Genomic DNA, 15,891 nt, shown 5'->3' on the forward strand with positions numbered 1-15,891 from the left:
ATGAGTATCAGATTAAAAAAGCGTTCTCAGTGGGTTTGGATTGCGATGATTGTCGTGGTCACGGGTGTATTAGCATCATTGCTGCTTTTGAACAACAAAGCAAAAACGACGGGTGATGCTGAGCAAGGTGAACAGGCCCATGCACATCAGGAAAATGAAAAAGCTGGTGCTGAAGAAGGTGATGAGGATGATCATGCGGATGAAGAAGAAAAACTTGCACTGACTTCGGAGCAAATGCAGCAGCAAAATGTCAAACTGGCAAAAGTCTCAGTCGGTGAAGTGAATGAGAGCCAAACTTTTCCAGCAAAGCTAGTGGTGAATACAGACCGTCAAGCGCATGTATCACCGAGCTTGGCAGGTCGTGTTGAGTCTGTTTATGTGGAACTGGGGCAAGAGGTGAAACGTGGTCAGGCTTTGGCAAATTTACTAGTACCAGACTTGGTAGACCAACAGGCGAATCTACAAATTGCGCAAACCAATTTAGAGTTGGCGAAGCAAGATTATGATCGTGAGCGGAGTCTTTGGTCTCAAGGTATTTCAGCAAAGCAGGATTATCAACGTGCTTACAATGCCTATCGACAAGCACAGATTCAAGTCCAAGCTGCTAGATCTCGTTTATCTGCATTTGGTGCTGGTTCGGGTTCAAGTGGGCGCTATACCTTAACCGCACCAATTAATGGGGTGATCAGTAATAAAGACATCGTGATTGGTGAAAATGTTCAGCTTGCAGATCAGTTATTTACCATTGATCAACTCGATCAACTTTGGTTGGAATTTGTTCTACCAACGATGGCAAATATTGGGGTACAGCCGAATCAACAAATTCGTTTTAAATCTCTGCAAACAGGGAATACATTTAATGCACAAGTTCAAAGTTTAACAACAGAAGCTGATGCACAAACAGGTCGTTTACAAGTACGTGCCAAAGTGTTGTCGAATGCAGCTGAACTTCGACCAAACTTAATGGTCAATGTTGAATTACAAGCGACATCTAAACAGTCCGTCATTCGTGTAAGTGCAACTGCAATCCAACAAGTTGAAGGCAAAGATGTCGTTTTTGTTGCCAAAGCAAATCAACAAAAAGGTTTTGATTTTGAAGCTGTACCTGTACAAATTGGGCAGCGTACCCAAGATGGACAATGGGTTGAAATCAAGCAAGGTTTAACTTCTGGGCAGTCTTATGTCGCAGAAGGAAGCTTCTTGCTGAAATCTGAACTTGAGAAAGGAGAGGCTGAACATGGGCACTAACTCCTCTCAACTTCCGAAACCGGAAGGGCTGTTTGATCGCATTATCCAGTTCGCGATTAGCAATGCGATCTGGGTCATGCTGTTTGTTATGACTTGGATTGCAGTCGGTGTTTGGAGTTATCAAAAACTCCCTATTGATGCAGTTCCAGACATTACCAATACGCAAGTCCAAATTAACACTCAGGCCAATGGCTATACCGCTTTGGAGGTTGAGCAACGGATTACCTATCCGATTGAAACTGCAATGGCGGGGATTCCAAATCTGGAACAAACTCGTTCGATTTCACGTTATGGTTTGTCACAAGTCACGATTATTTTCAAAGACGGTACGGACATCTATTGGGCGAGACAAATGATCAATCAGCGCTTGCAAGAGGCTGATGGACAATTGCCAAATTCGGTTGATCCACTCATGTCACCGATTTCAACGGGGCTTGGTGAGATTTATCAATGGGTGATTAAAGCCAAACCTGACGCTAAAAAAGAAGATGGTACGCCTTATACGGCAATGGATTTACGAGAAATCCAAGATTGGATTGTGCGTCCTCAATTGCAACGTGTAAAAGGCGTGGCAGAGATCAATAGTATTGGTGGCTACAATAAAACTTACATTGTTTCTCCTGATTTAAAACGCTTACAACAGCTTCAGATTTCCCTTGCTGAGTTCCAAACGGCTTTACAGGAAAACAATGAAAACCGTGGTGCAGGTTTTATCGAAGAAAATGGGCAACAGTTAACAGTACGTGTGCCGGGTATGCTGAGTACAGTTGAAGATATTCAAAATGTGACTGTGAGCGTTAAAAATGGTTTACCGATCCGTGTCTCAGATATAGCCACAGTCGCAATTGGACATGATTTAAGGACAGGCGCTGCAACTTACAATGGTGAGGAAACCGTGTTGGGGATTGCCATGATGATGCTCGGTGAAAATAGCCGTAGCGTTGCTCAGGCAGTCGATGCAAAGATACAGGAAATTCAGCCGACTTTGCCGAAAGGTGTTGAGATTGAAACGGTTTATGATCGTACTGACCTAGTCAATAAAGCGATTAAAACTGTTCAGAAAAACCTTGTTGAAGGTGCGATTCTTGTTATCGTCATTCTGTTTGTTTTTCTTGGAAATTTCCGTGCTGCCTTAATTACAGCCTGTGTGATTCCGCTTTCCATGTTATTTACCCTGACAGGAATGACCGAACAAAATATTAGTGCCAACTTAATGAGTTTAGGGGCGCTAGATTTCGGGATTATTGTGGATGGGGCAGTCGTTATTGTAGAAAACTGTATTCGACGCTTGGCTGAAGCACAACATCATGCAGGGCGGTTACTGACACGTCAGGAACGATTTAAAGAAGTTTTTCTTGCAGCGAAACAAGCTCGTCGTCCATTGATTTTCGGGCAAGCGATTATCATGGTCGTCTATTTGCCAATTTTTGCTCTCTCTGGTGTAGAGGCAAAAATGTTCCACCCAATGGCGGCGACCGTTGTGATGGCATTGCTTGGCGCAATGATTTTATCTGTGACCTTTGTTCCCGCTGCTGTGGCTTTATTCATCACAGGTGAAGTGAAGGAAAAAGAATCGCGTTGGATGCAGGCATTAAAAACAAAATATCAACGCATTTTGGATTGGGCTTATCAATTTAGAATGGTGGTGGTGACTTTGGCGGCGAGTATTTTAGTGCTTACAGGGGTGTTAACCACGCAAATTGGTAGTGAATTTGCACCTCAACTGAGTGAAGGCGATTTTGCTTTGCAACAAATGCGTTCACCAAGTACGGGCTTAGAGCAGTCCTTGCGTATGCAGGAGAATACGGAAAAGTTAATTCTCAAGAATTTCCCTGAAGTGAAGGCTATCTTTGCTAGAACAGGGACGGCTGAGGTAGCAACCGATGTGATGCCGCCGAACATTTCTGATGCTGTGATCTTACTTAAGCCGCGTGGTGAATGGTCAAATCCGAAAGAAACTATTGATGAATTACGGACACGAATGCAGGCATTTTTGGAGACGATTCCTGGCAATAACAGTGAATTTTCACAACCAATTGAACTTCGTTTTAATGAATTGATTTCAGGTGTACGAAGTGATGTCGGAATCAAAATCTTTGGTGATGATATGAATGTGCTCAATACACAGGCGCAGGCTATTGCACAGAAGGTTCAAAAAATCTCAGGTGCAACTGCGGTAAAAGTTGAACAAACCAGTGGTTTACCTGTGTTGAATGTCGATATTAATCACGCTTTAGCGGCGCAATATGGCTTATCGGTTAAAGGCATTCAAGATGTGGTTGCAGCGAGTGTCGGTGGTCAAAATGTAGGGCAGATCTTACAGGGCGATCGTCGTTTTGATTTTGAAATTCGTTTGCCAGATGATCAGCGCACAGCACAAAACTTAGCTCAACTGCCGATTCAATTACCAAATGGTGGTTTAATTCAGCTGCAAGATGTTGCCAAAGTTGAAACCATTTCAGGTATGAATCAAGTCGGTCGTGAAAATGGTAAACGTCGTGTCATTGTGACGACCAATGTGGAGGGGCGTGATCTAGGATCATTTGTTCAAGAGTTACAAGCCACATTGAAGCAACAGCCTTTACCAGCAGGTTACTGGTTGGAGTATGGCGGTCAGTTTGAAAACTTAGCTTCTGCGGCAGCACGTATGCAGATTGTGATTCCACTGGCTTTGATCACGATCTTTATTTTATTGATGGCGGTATTTCATAACTTTAAAGAGAGTCTACTGGTCTTTAGTGGTGTGCCATTTGCGTTATCTGGTGGTTTAGTTGCGTTATGGTTGCGTGACATTCCATTATCAATGTCTGCAGGTGTTGGGTTTATTGCACTTTCAGGTGTTGCTGTGCTGAATGGTTTGGTGATGCTGAGCTTTATTAAAGAACTTCGAGAGCAATTTGATCTGCATGTTGCAACATGGCAGGGAGCGATTCTACGGTTACGTCCAGTTTTAATGACGGCATTCGTGGCTTCTTTGGGATTTATTCCAATGGCGATCGCAACAGGTACGGGTGCAGAAGTGCAGCGTCCGTTAGCAACTGTGGTGATTGGAGGAATCATTTCCTCTACATTGCTGACCTTGTTGATCTTACCTGTCGTATATCGTTGGATGAATGAAGCTAAAACTAAGTTAGATCGTCATCATATTGAAGCTTAGCATTCGTACGCGCTAGCTAGGCGGTATGGATGCTGCTGATAGCGCTATTGATCAATTCAGCTTTGTTTTAAAAAGAGTCTTAGACTAGGTCAGAGCTGACCTAGTCTAAGCAAGAATTCTACCCTCGACTTTATGGCGTGAAAATGGATCGCTGAAAGCAAAGGGTAGCTGTACATATAGCATTTGATTTAATTCTCAATTAGAGGCAGTGTAAGCAAGAAAAGAAATACACTTTCTTGCACAATTATAAGGAGTCCAACATGAGTGGACATCAAGGGCATGATCATAGTCATGCAGTTGTCACCGAAGGCAACGCCAAAAAGCTGACAATCGCTTTAGTTTTGACCTCAACTTTTTTAATTGTTGAGGTGGTTGCTGGTTTAATCACGCAAAGTTTGGCATTACTTTCTGATGCGGCACATATGTTTACCGATGCTGCTGCATTAGCGATCGCCTTAGTTGCGATTAAAATTGCAAAACGCCCAGCCGATGATAAACGTACATTTGGCTATCAGCGTTTTGAAATTTTGGCAGCATTATTTAATGCGGCGATGTTGTTTTTTGTCGCGATTTACATTCTCTACGAAGCGTATCAGCGTTTTACTCAACCACCAGAGATTCAAAGTGTTGGTATGTTGATTGTGGCATCGTTAGGGCTGGTGGTTAATCTAATCTCGATGAAGATTTTAATGTCGAGCGCTGCAGAAAGCCTAAATATGAAAGGCGCTTATTTGGAAGTTCTGAGCGATGCGCTCGGTTCTGTCGGTGTGATCATTGGTGCGATTGTGATTTATTATACCAACTGGTATTGGGTCGATACGATTATTGCGGTTGCCATTGGTTTCTGGGTATTGCCGAGAACGTGGATATTACTCAGACAGAGCATTAATATTTTATTGGAAGGTGTACCCGAAGAAGTTGATATTGAAAAATTGCGAAGTGATTTACTCTCGTTGGATGGTGTCGAAAGCATTCACCAATTAAAAGTTTGGGCAATTACATCGAAAAATATTCATTTAACCGTCCATCTTTTCGCACCGAATGCTGATCGTAATCAGTTACATCGTGCGGCGATAGAAATGCTATCACATGAGCATGGCATTGCTGAGGTGACCTTGCAGATTGAAGATGATGCAGAAATGAATTGTCAGCATAGCCATCAACATGATGACACTGTTGAGCCAGAACACTCACATCAGCATTAAGTTGATGTGAGCAGATTGAAAGTGAAATGTCGTATTAGTTTTGCCATTCATGATTGCAGTCACGGCATTTCCAATGCTTTTGTGCTTGCATAAAAGCTTGCATGGAAATTTTAAAATCAGGTAAATCACGCCAGAAAAGAACACCTGCAATCACACAGACAGCAAAGACGACCACAGTCGAAATTTGCAGTGTCTGACCTGCACCATTACCGAAAATCCACATCCCGATACTGATCACAACCAAGATCAATAGAATAAAAATCGCAGGCACCAAAAGAACCAAGCTTTTTGGAACGTTGGGACGAGGGCTATTTGTACCCTGACTGACAGGCATTATTTTGACGCTTTGACATTTAGGGCAACGGTATTGCATAAAGGTTTCCTATTGTGTTTTGGCTATTTTAGCGAAAATTATGCAAAAGCAAAAATTATGAGTTATTCAAATACATAAATTTACTTATTTTGAACTTTGATCTGTAAGCCCATCTCTGGATTTTGAATCAAAAAAGCATTTATACAGCTCGTCTAAAGCTAGTCGCTATGCTGCTGTGACTCATGCTAATTTGATTTTAGGATTTTTGAATGGTGTGAAAGGAAACGCATGTTAAGCACTAAAATTTTAAAATTGCGTTTGTCTCGGATTGAAAAGGGGAAAGAGCATTTATCAACGCAAGATAAATTGATGTTGGTGAGTATGGATAGTCCTGACTTGAGTGCGAATTTTATTTTAAGACTATTCAAAATGACCTTGCCAAAACAGTGGAAGTTTCAACATGAAACTGAGGAAGATATTTTTTATAACACCCAGCTTATTCAACTGATTGAAGATGAGTTTATTCCAGCTTATGAGTTTCATGCACGGAAACATGCTTGGTATGAGCAGTGTTTAATGTATAGGTTGAACTTCATCACACCAGAACCCACACAACAGCAAATTAATGTTTTTTTGCGTCATTTAGATCAGTGTTTAGATCAACTACCTAAAATTGAATTACTTCACTATTTCTTGCAAAAATATCCGACCGCCCAACATGCGATTGCTCTTGCAAAGGCCTATGCAGGTGCTCAGCAATATAATCAAGCTATCCAACAATACGAATGGGCGCAGAGACAGTCTACGCAGCCCAATGAAGTCGCTTTTTACGGCTATATCGAATGTTTGCTTAGTCGTCGCCAAGGTGAATACAAAGCGCATGTGAGTGATGTGGAATATGCGCTTGATTTATTGTGCAGATATGAAAAGCCTATCGATCAGAAGAGCTATAAAAAATTATTAGATCGTGCAATCACCGCATTATTACCGCAACAACTGCTGCAAACGCGAGCCATTGAAACCAATGTATTCTCCGATGTTGGTCGAGGGTTAAACTCACTGGGGAAATCATTAGGTGGAATTTTTGGTGCGAGAGATTTCTATATTCCTTATAGCAAAGAACTTATTGCGAGTGCGCCTCAACTATTACATGATCATGATGTGTTTGAGAGCCTTAGCCAATCTCAAGCGATGCGGTCTGCATTGCAGCGACTATTAAGCTCGAGTGAAATTGACAGCTCTGAACAATTACTTAAATTCCTGTGGATTTCAATCCAGCAAGATCCAGATATTTTAAACTCATTGCAGCCTCCTATTGATTCAGCACATCTCATTCAATCACTTTCTAAAATTGAGCCGATAGAACAGCAAGCTCTGGATTTGGGACAATTACAATTGATCTTGGAGCAAGGTCTAAGTGCTTATCTTGGCGACGGTCGTTTAAATAAACAGCATCCTGAACGACATCATTTATATGAATGTCGGGATGAAATTGTCCAGCAGATGATCGATTTTGCGGTATGGTTTTATCGAGACATTGTTAAAATTTATCTTGAGCAACAGAACTTACAGTTACAACAGGTGAAAAAGCTTTTGATTGGGCAGTTACCAGAAATTGCGCTCTCCAGCGGATTATTTGCTTATCAATTTGAACATTACCAACGTGTGCAAGCTTTATTTGATTGGATGAAACCGAAGCTAGAAAAAGGTAATGATTTTGAAAAAATGCAGGCTGCATGGGTCGCTTTAAGAGAGGCGAGATATTTTGATGATGATTCTCTTATAACGCGTGTTCAATCGATACAGCAGAAATTTGAAGAATATAAAGTCATGCGTGACCAACAGATTTTTCTACACGAACAGGCCGAGCAAGAGAAACTTGAAAAGTAATATTTTATGAACAAAATAAGAGCAATTTAGTGTTTAAATAATTTGAAGCTTTGCAACAAAAAGACGCAAACGGCGATGCGTTGCATGCTAATCTACATAAAAACATCTAATAAGTTCAGAAAGCAGATCGCAGCTCATAAGAAGTGAGCCAGTAAGAAAGGGAAGAGGGAGAGCATCTTGAATCGACAAGATGATAAAAAGGCAATGTTCGATATTATGCCTGCAGATGAAGACGCAACGGATAAACCATCTTTATCACGTCGACTAATCTATAAAACGTTACAGCACGCACAAGATGCTGTTGAATTTGCAAGTGATACCTCTCGCAATATTGCAGGTGTTGCTGATGCAGCATTGGGTGCACTGGATCAAGTGACTCACCATACCAAACGTGGCGTTGAAGGGGTGAGAAATTCTGTGCGAGATATGGTCTCAGAAACCAGTGAGGCTGCACGACAAGTTGCACTTGCAATGGCAAGAGCATCGCTTGGGAAAGGCTCTCTGACCTTATATTTACCTGAAATGCTGCTCAATAATCAGATTCGTAAGCGTATGGATCGCTCCGAGATTGATGATATCAAAATTGAATGTGGCAATGATCGCTTTCACATTGAACTTGATGGACATTATCGCCGTTTCCTCTATCGACTCTCTTTAGAATTTAATGTGCTTGAATGCCGTATTGGTCAGGAAAAATATTTACGTTTGCGGCAAGTTGATGAACACCTAGATTTGCAAATTCGTCATGGTGGGACACTGACCAATTGGGCGACGCGTAGAGTTGGAAATGTCAGCTTTGAAGTGATTAATTCATTACCGATACCTTTTCTTATCAATCACCTTATTCGTGATGTGCCGGGAATTCAAAAAGAAGGTCATCGTTTGTGGTATATCGACCTCGAAGAAGCGGGTTTTATTGATTTTATTAACAACCGTTCTTGGATGGTAGATAAATTATTAAACCTCACCGATTTTAGTATTCTGCCGGGTTTGAATATCCTGCAAGAAAGTCGTGAGCTAGTACAGCAATTGGTTGATCAATTTGAAATTCGTGGTTTACGCGTGCAATCTGGCCGCTTAGAAGTTCAAGTTGGAATTGGAAACGAATAATAAAAAAGCCACTGTCAATGCAGTGGCTTTTTTGAATTTGGCGTCCCTACGGGGATTCGAACCCCGGTTACCGCCGTGAAAGGGCGATGTCCTAGGCCTCTAGACGATAGGGACTTATATGAGGCATACATCTGAATATTGGCGTCCCTACGGGGATTCGAACCCCGGTTACCGCCGTGAAAGGGCGATGTCCTAGGCCTCTAGACGATAGGGACGTTTCAGAGGTGGGCGTATATTAGGTTGAATTAGATAGGGTGTCAAACACTTTTCTAAAGAAAATCTAAAAAAAGTGAATAAGTGTTTAAAAATACCGCATATCGTGGAATAAATAATCAAAAATAAAGATTTAGGTGTGAAAGCTAGATTTTTATCATGATTGTTACAGATATAAAAAATGCAGCCAGAGCTGCATTTTTTTGAATGTCGAGATTATGTGCGATCACGATAGAAAACATAGTGACTTAAATAACACGCAGCAATAAACAATAAACATCCAATAAAACCTGCTTGCATTTCAGGATCAGCTGCCATACTTAAACCTGTAATAAAACAGAAGATGAAGCCTAGAATTGGAACAATAGGATATAGCGGTGCAGCAAATTTTAAATCTTTTGCTGAGTGCCCAGCTTTATACCATTGGCGACGGAAATTGAATTGGCTCCAGCAAATGCTCATCCATACAATCACCATCGTGAAAGCAGCGACACCTAATAAGTTTTTGAAAATCGTTTCAGGTGCAAAATGTTCTGACAATAAGCCAGGGATCGCGCCGAACATGGTCACAACCAACGCAATAATCGGTGTTCCACTCTTTGAAAGTTTAGAGAAAACACTTGGTAACTGGCGCTGATCTGACAATGACCACATCATACGTGAAGCGGCATAAAGCCCAGAGTTGGCTGCTGAAAGCAATGCAGTGATGATTACGAAACGGATAATGTCATCGGCATAAGGAATACCAATGTAATTGAATACTGTAACAAAAGGGCTGCTACTCACGCCTTCACCGCCCAGACCTGCGATTTGGAAAGGAAGTAATGCGCTGATGACGATAATGGTACCAACAAAGAAAATCAATAAGCGCCAAATCGCTGCGTTAATTGCTTTAGGTACATTCACCGCAGGGTCTTTGGTTTCACCAGCAGCAACACCGATTAATTCAGTTCCTGAAAAGGCAAAGTTCACAATCAGCATGGTGGTAAAGATCGGGACTAAGCCCTGAGGGAACCAGCCATGAGCGGTTAAATTATGGAACAACGGTGCTGACTCTGAGCCATGGAATGGAATCAAACCAAAAATTGCGAGTAAACCGAGAATAATAAAGGCAATGACGGTTACAACTTTGACCAGTGCTAACCAAAACTCTGACTCCGCAAACATGCGCGTCGATGTTAGGTTGAGTCCTAAAATGGTGACAGCAAAAATAATAGTCCAAATCCACATCGAAATATGGGGAAACCATTCTTGCATGAGCAATGCTGCGGCAGTGAATTCAGTACCAAGAGTTGCGGTCCATGTTAGCCAATAGACCCAAGAAATCATGTAGCCAGTGCCTGGACCAATGTATTTTTGCGCGTATGCACCAAAAGATCCTGCTACAGGCATATGTACAGCAAGTTCACCTAAACATAGCATGACCATGTAAGCAATTAGACCACCTAAGATATAGGCAATAATTGCACCGACAGGGCCGGTTTGAGCGATAACTTCGCCAGAACCTAAAAATAAACCCGTACCAATTGCACCACCTAAGGAAAGCATAACAAGGTGTCGTGTGCTCATTGCACGTTTTAATGTTTTGGATTCTGGATTCGCATTTGAGTTGGAAGATTGCATACGACAATTTGTCCAAGCATAGAGAAGCGGCTATTTTATGGAAAATTCGAAAATGTGCAATCTGAATGAGTGAATGATTAGTTGAAAAAGATCATTTTATAATTTTTATATAGAAAATGGCGTCCCTACGGGGATTCGAACCCCGGTTACCGCCGTGAAAGGGCGATGTCCTAGGCCTCTAGACGATAGGGACAGATGAGGCAACACAAAATGTCTGGTGGAGCCAAGCAGGATCGAACTGCTGACCTCTACAATGCCATTGTAGCGCTCTACCAACTGAGCTATGGCCCCAGTTTGTGTGAGCGCAATATTAGGGGGATTGCGCTCACACGTCAATGATTAAACTGAATTAAGTCTCACTATTTGCATCATTTTTCGGCAATTTTAGCGATTCATTTAACTTTTCCCAAACTTTCAGTTCTTTCTTGCTTGGACTACCAACAATTTCAAGTGCATTGCGTAAGCGAGCGAAAGTTAAATCAGGACCAATGGTCACCATTGCTTGCATTACAGGCGTTGAACTGGTTGAGCCTGCAATCGCAATAAAGAATGCTGGCATAAAGTCGCGTAATTTAATTTCCATTTGTGCAGCCAAATCCATCAATGTTTGACTTACGGTGTCATTGTTCCACGTAAACTGGCTTTCTAAACGCCAGATCGCAAATTGTAGGCTTTGACGAACCTGTTCTTCGGTCAACTTCTTGCTTTCGAACTGAGCTTTGCTGATTTGTGGCATGTGGTTAAAGTAGAAACCAGCCCAATTCACAGCTTCAGAAAGTAAGTTGATACGGGGTTGAATTGCAGCAGCAATATCTTCTAATGTTTGACGATCACTTTTCCATGCCAATAAACGATCAAGCAATTTTCCTGGAGTCAGGCCTTTGATCCATTGACCGTTGAGCCAGTTTAGTTTCTCGACATCAAAGATTGGACCACCCAATGATACGCGTTGCACATCAAAGTTCTCAATCATGTCTTGTAGCGTGAAGATTTCACGCTCATCAGGCATTGACCAGCCCATGCGACCTAAATAGTTAAGCAATGCTTCTGGTAAAACACCGATGTCACGATAGTAATTGATTGAAGTTGGGTTCTTACGTTTAGAGAGTTTTGATTTATCTGGATTACGTAATAATGGCATATGGCAAAGCGTTGGCATTTCCCAACCAAAATATTGGTAAAGCAACTGATGTTTTGGTGCCGATGGTAACCATTCTTCGCCACGGAGTACGTGCGTGATTTCCATCAAGTGATCATCTACAACGTTTGCAAGGTGATAGGTTGGTAAACCATCTGTTTTTAACAGAACTTGCATGTCAACTTGTGCCCACGGAATTTCAACTTCACCACGGAGTAGGTCATTGATTTTACAAATCCCTTCTGCCGGTACTTTCATACGGATGACATGCGGTTCACCTGCTGCAAGGCGTTGTTGCACTTCTTCAGTAGAAAGCTTCAATCCACGACCATCATATTTTGGTGTTTCACCACGCGCTTGCTGTTCAGCACGCATTTGATCTAGCTCTTCAGCAGTGGCAAAACAATAGAAAGCGTGACCTTTTTCAACAAGTTCTAATGCATATTGTTTATAAATATCCATACGCTCAGATTGGCGGTATGGTGCATGAGGGCCACCGACATCAGGACCTTCTGACCAGTTGAGGCCTAACCAACGTAGTGAATCTAAGATCATTTTCTCAGATTCAGGGGTAGAGCGAAGTTGGTCCGTATCTTCAATACGTAAAATAAATTCTCCGCCATGCTGTTTTGCAAAACATAAGTTAAATAACGCGATATAAGCAGTACCTACATGTGGAAAACCTGTAGGAGAGGGAGCAATACGAGTACGGACTTTCATAAGAGATCGGATTTAAAATTAGAAATTGAAACTATTATAACGAAAAAGCCTAGTCACGGAATGACTAGGCACATTTAAACATGCGAGGGGTTACATATTTAAAGTATTAAGAATTATGCGGTTGGAAAATCGTTTGAACAAAGCGTGAGAAACGCTCATGTTGGCTAGCAAAGAAATTTTGGCTTGGCGTTGCGCGAATCGTATTGAGCATTTTGATCTCATCATTGGTTGATGGAATCATCGCTGTATTACGTTTCTGTTGATCAAGTGCTTTAACAATAAGAGAAGAAGATTTGTCTACTGATTTTATGTTATTACTTTCTTTGATTGCAGCAGCATGACCCATCTGTACAGAGCAGACTAAAAATACGCTTAAGCATAGAGTTTTTTTCAATTTTAATGCTCGCATTGCTAACATCCCCTTCATGATTTCGAGTCTACAAGACTAACTAAACAAATATAGTATTGCTTTAATGATACGATTCAAACATAAATCTTAATAAAAAAGTAGAACTACGTCACACTTTTTACAAAAAAGATAAACTTCCAGTAAATTTCTACTTAATATTTATAACTGTGTGGCTAGTTTGTGTGCAAGTCAAATTTAGCAAGCAAATATGTAGAAAACATGGAGACCGAAGATTTAAGGAACATTATCTACTTTTGTACTTTCATTTTACTGTTATCTATATGAAAAGTTCGTATATCTAGAATTAAGCATAATAAATATTATATTGATATAAGTTATTGATTGTAAAATATTTTATCTAAAATATAGTGATGTGAATATTTATGAGTTAGGGGCTGTATAAATGAGAAAGATATTCGCGATCGCATTGCTTAGCTTTGGTTTAAATGGTGCAGCACAGGCGGCAACCACATTTTTGAATGTATCTTATGATCCAACACGTGAATTTTACCAAGAATACAATCAAGCTTTTGAACAATATTGGAAATCTAGAACAGGTCAAGAGGTTGATTTTAAACAATCACATGGCGGTTCAGGAAAGCAAGCGCGATCCGTTATTGATGGTCTACAAGCTGATGTAGTTACTTTAGCTTTGGCAAACGATATTGATGAAATCGTAAATGTGGGTTTAATTCGCAAAGACTGGCAAAAACAGTTTAAAGATAATTCAGCCCCATATACCTCAACTGTTGTTTTCCTTGTTCGGAAAGGTAATCCTAAAAATATTCGAGACTGGAACGATTTAACCAAAGCGGGTGTGGAAATTATTACACCCAATCCCAAAACAGGCGGTGCACCGCGATGGATTTATTTATCTGCTTGGGGATATGCGCTTAAACAACCAAATGGTAATGATGCAAAAGCACGTGAATTGGTCAAAAAACTTTATCAAAATGTCAAAGTTCTAGATTCAGGTGCGCGAGGCTCGTTGACTACCTTTGCTGAGCGCGGTATCGGTGATGTATTGTTGTCTTGGGAAAATGAAGCACTACTAGCTACCAAAGGCTTAGGTCAAGACAAGTTTGAGATCGTTTATCCTTCAATTTCTATTTTGGCTGAACCTTCTGTTGCTATCGTTGATAAGACGGTAGATAAAAATGGTCATCGTAATCTGGCTCGTGGATATTTAAACTTTTTATATTCACCTTTGGGTCAAGAGTTGGCGGCTAAACATTATTTCCGTCCACGTAATCCCCAAGTCGCTGCAAAGTACGCTAAGCAATTTCCAAAAATCAAACTTTTTAATATTAATGATGTGTTTGGTGGCTGGGCAAAAGCGCAAAAAACACACTTTGTAAATGGTGCGATCTTTGATCAAATTTATGCCGAAAAACCATAAATGTTGAGTGTGTGCCTTTGAGGAAAATGATTAAAAAAGCAAATACAGCGCGTATTTGCTTTTTTATTGAGTGAAAAATTGAAAGAAAACGGTTTTATCTATGAAAAGTTAAGAATTCTCTACAAAAAGTCGTTTGGTGATGGCATAAAACAAGGTGATAATGTGCAGTTACATTTTTAGCTGTTGATTGCATTGTTATGTCGCATATTTCTGTCTTACTTCATGAAACCGTTGATGGCGTACTGGCAGGCCGTGACACAGGTATTTTTATTGATGCGACCTTTGGTCGTGGTGGTCATACTCAATTATTGCTTTCAAAATTAGATGCCAATGCGCGTGTTTATGCTTTTGATAAAGATCCACAAGCACTTGAAGTTGCAGCACAATTAGAACAAGAAGATTCACGTTTTAAAATTATTCATGCAAGTTTTGCAGATATTCAAGCTGAACTCAGCAATATTGGTATTACTGAAGTTGATGGCATCATGGCTGACTTGGGAGTGTCATCTCCGCAACTAGATCAAGCTGAGCGCGGTTTTAGCTTCATGCATGACGGTCCGTTGGATATGCGCATGGATAACTCGCAAGGTTTGACAGCGGCCGAATGGTTGCTTGAAATAGAAGAAGAAAAATTAGCAAACATTATCTATCAGTATGGTGAAGAGCGTTATAGCCGCCGTATTGCTAGAGCCATAAAACAAGCTGGTGAAATTACAACAACAGCACAGCTCGCTGAGATTGTTAAAGTTGCTCACCCTAAATGGGAAAAGCATAAACATCCTGCGACACGTACATTCCAAGCGATCCGTATTGCGATTAACAAAGAACTAGATGATATTGAGGTATTTTTACCGCAAGCTGTAGAATTATTAAAACCAAAAGGGCAATTGGCCGTGATTAGCTTTCATTCTTTAGAAGATCGTTTAATCAAACAATTTATTCAAAAAGAATCGAGCTTGGCTGAAGACGCAGGTTGGGGAATGCCTCAAGCGCAGGTTGATACTCGACGATTGAAAAAAGTTTCTCGTATTCGTGCGAGTGAAGCAGAAGTAAAGGCAAATCCTCGCTCGCGTAGTGCATGGCTTCGTGTTGCAGAGCGCTTAGAGCAAAAAGGCAAATAATGAACAACAAGAATGATGACGAAGTCGTATCCAACAGCAAAAAGGGACTGAAAAAAGTTATTGTTTATGCTGTACTCGTTGCATCGGTGTTTATCAGTGCGATGATGGTGGTATTTCAGGTGTTTGAATATCGTCATGATTATCGAGATTTGAGTTCCTATATGCGTGAGAGAGATGATTTAAACGCAGAATGGGGACGTTTGCTGATTGAACAACAGACTTTTGGTGCGACTGCCCAAATTGGTTCGCGTGCGGTAACACAATTACGAATGTTTTCACCACCAGCTACGCAAACTGTAGTGATTTCTTTACCTATGACTTCAGAGCAAGATAAATAAGGCATGC

General features: G+C 41.0%; 12 protein-coding genes and 4 tRNA genes. 8 read left to right on the plus strand and 8 right to left on the minus strand.

Annotated elements, in window-relative coordinates:
- From ACF8D3_RS01265 to ACF8D3_RS01275, 3 genes are all read left to right on the plus strand, one after another.
- Complete coding sequence (locus ACF8D3_RS01265; protein WP_392469676.1) at positions 1 to 1,248, plus strand: efflux RND transporter periplasmic adaptor subunit; 1,248 nt, start codon at positions 1 to 3, stop codon at positions 1,246 to 1,248.
- Positions 1,238 to 4,405 (plus strand): efflux RND transporter permease subunit, encoded by a 3,168-nt coding sequence (locus ACF8D3_RS01270; RefSeq protein ID WP_392469679.1) that lies wholly within the window; start codon positions 1,238 to 1,240, stop codon positions 4,403 to 4,405. Before ACF8D3_RS01265 ends, ACF8D3_RS01270 begins: the two co-directional genes overlap by 11 nt.
- A 260-nt stretch (positions 4,406 to 4,665) precedes the next feature.
- On the plus strand, positions 4,666 to 5,610 hold the full coding sequence (locus ACF8D3_RS01275; RefSeq protein ID WP_392469681.1) for a cation diffusion facilitator family transporter: 945 nt from the start codon (positions 4,666 to 4,668) through the stop codon (positions 5,608 to 5,610).
- A 34-nt stretch (positions 5,611 to 5,644) separates the two neighbouring features.
- Here the strand turns inward: ACF8D3_RS01275 and ACF8D3_RS01280 are convergent, their stop codons facing one another.
- Positions 5,645 to 5,983, minus strand: coding sequence for a membrane protein (locus ACF8D3_RS01280; protein ID WP_007480757.1), 339 nt, complete (start codon positions 5,981 to 5,983; stop codon positions 5,645 to 5,647).
- A gap of 228 nt (positions 5,984 to 6,211) precedes the next feature.
- Here ACF8D3_RS01280 and ACF8D3_RS01285 point away from each other — a divergent pair, with 228 nt between their 5' ends.
- Positions 6,212 to 7,813: a hypothetical protein gene (locus ACF8D3_RS01285; protein ID WP_392469682.1), complete on the plus strand. Its 1,602-nt coding sequence runs from the start codon at positions 6,212 to 6,214 to the stop codon at positions 7,811 to 7,813.
- Between the two features lie 177 nt (positions 7,814 to 7,990).
- Positions 7,991 to 8,923: a hypothetical protein gene (locus ACF8D3_RS01290; RefSeq protein WP_004877860.1), complete on the plus strand. Its 933-nt coding sequence runs from the start codon at positions 7,991 to 7,993 to the stop codon at positions 8,921 to 8,923.
- A 38-nt stretch (positions 8,924 to 8,961) separates the two neighbouring features.
- Here the strand turns inward: ACF8D3_RS01290 and ACF8D3_RS01295 are convergent.
- The 7 genes from ACF8D3_RS01295 to ACF8D3_RS01325 all read right to left on the minus strand — a co-directional run bounded on the left by ACF8D3_RS01295 (position 8,962) and on the right by ACF8D3_RS01325 (position 12,963).
- Positions 8,962 to 9,037, minus strand: a tRNA-Glu gene (locus tag ACF8D3_RS01295).
- 25 nt (positions 9,038 to 9,062) lie between these two features.
- Positions 9,063 to 9,138: transfer RNA gene (locus ACF8D3_RS01300), tRNA-Glu, on the minus strand.
- 214 nt (positions 9,139 to 9,352) lie between these two features.
- Entirely contained in the window at positions 9,353 to 10,759 is a 1,407-nt protein-coding gene (locus ACF8D3_RS01305) for an amino acid permease (RefSeq protein ID WP_019385529.1), read from the minus strand.
- A gap of 117 nt (positions 10,760 to 10,876) precedes the next feature.
- Positions 10,877 to 10,952, minus strand: a tRNA-Glu gene (locus tag ACF8D3_RS01310).
- A 22-nt stretch (positions 10,953 to 10,974) separates the two neighbouring features.
- A tRNA-Ala gene (locus ACF8D3_RS01315) sits at positions 10,975 to 11,050 on the minus strand.
- A 58-nt stretch (positions 11,051 to 11,108) separates the two neighbouring features.
- Positions 11,109 to 12,617, minus strand: coding sequence for a glutamate--tRNA ligase (gene gltX / locus ACF8D3_RS01320; RefSeq protein WP_392469685.1), 1,509 nt, complete (start codon positions 12,615 to 12,617; stop codon positions 11,109 to 11,111).
- A gap of 106 nt (positions 12,618 to 12,723) precedes the next feature.
- On the minus strand, positions 12,724 to 12,963 hold the full coding sequence (locus ACF8D3_RS01325) for a DUF4179 domain-containing protein (RefSeq protein ID WP_372595724.1): 240 nt from the start codon (positions 12,961 to 12,963) through the stop codon (positions 12,724 to 12,726).
- A gap of 466 nt (positions 12,964 to 13,429) precedes the next feature.
- On the opposite strand from ACF8D3_RS01325, the gene ACF8D3_RS01330 reads away from it, so the two are divergent.
- From ACF8D3_RS01330 to ACF8D3_RS01340, 3 genes are all read left to right on the plus strand, one after another.
- Complete coding sequence (locus ACF8D3_RS01330; protein ID WP_392469687.1) at positions 13,430 to 14,425, plus strand: sulfate ABC transporter substrate-binding protein; 996 nt, start codon at positions 13,430 to 13,432, stop codon at positions 14,423 to 14,425.
- 197 nt (positions 14,426 to 14,622) lie between these two features.
- Entirely contained in the window at positions 14,623 to 15,546 is a 924-nt protein-coding gene (gene rsmH / locus ACF8D3_RS01335; protein ID WP_061397274.1) for a 16S rRNA (cytosine(1402)-N(4))-methyltransferase RsmH, read from the plus strand.
- A complete protein-coding gene (locus ACF8D3_RS01340) occupies positions 15,546 to 15,884 on the plus strand; it encodes a cell division protein FtsL (RefSeq protein WP_004877852.1) in 339 nt (112 codons plus the stop codon). Before rsmH ends, ACF8D3_RS01340 begins: the two co-directional genes overlap by 1 nt.
- The last annotated feature ends 7 nt before the right edge of the window (positions 15,885 to 15,891 follow it).

The sequence above is a fragment of the Acinetobacter sp. YQ_14 genome (assembly GCF_043102985.1).
Classification (GTDB): Bacteria; Pseudomonadota; Gammaproteobacteria; order Pseudomonadales; family Moraxellaceae; genus Acinetobacter; species Acinetobacter venetianus.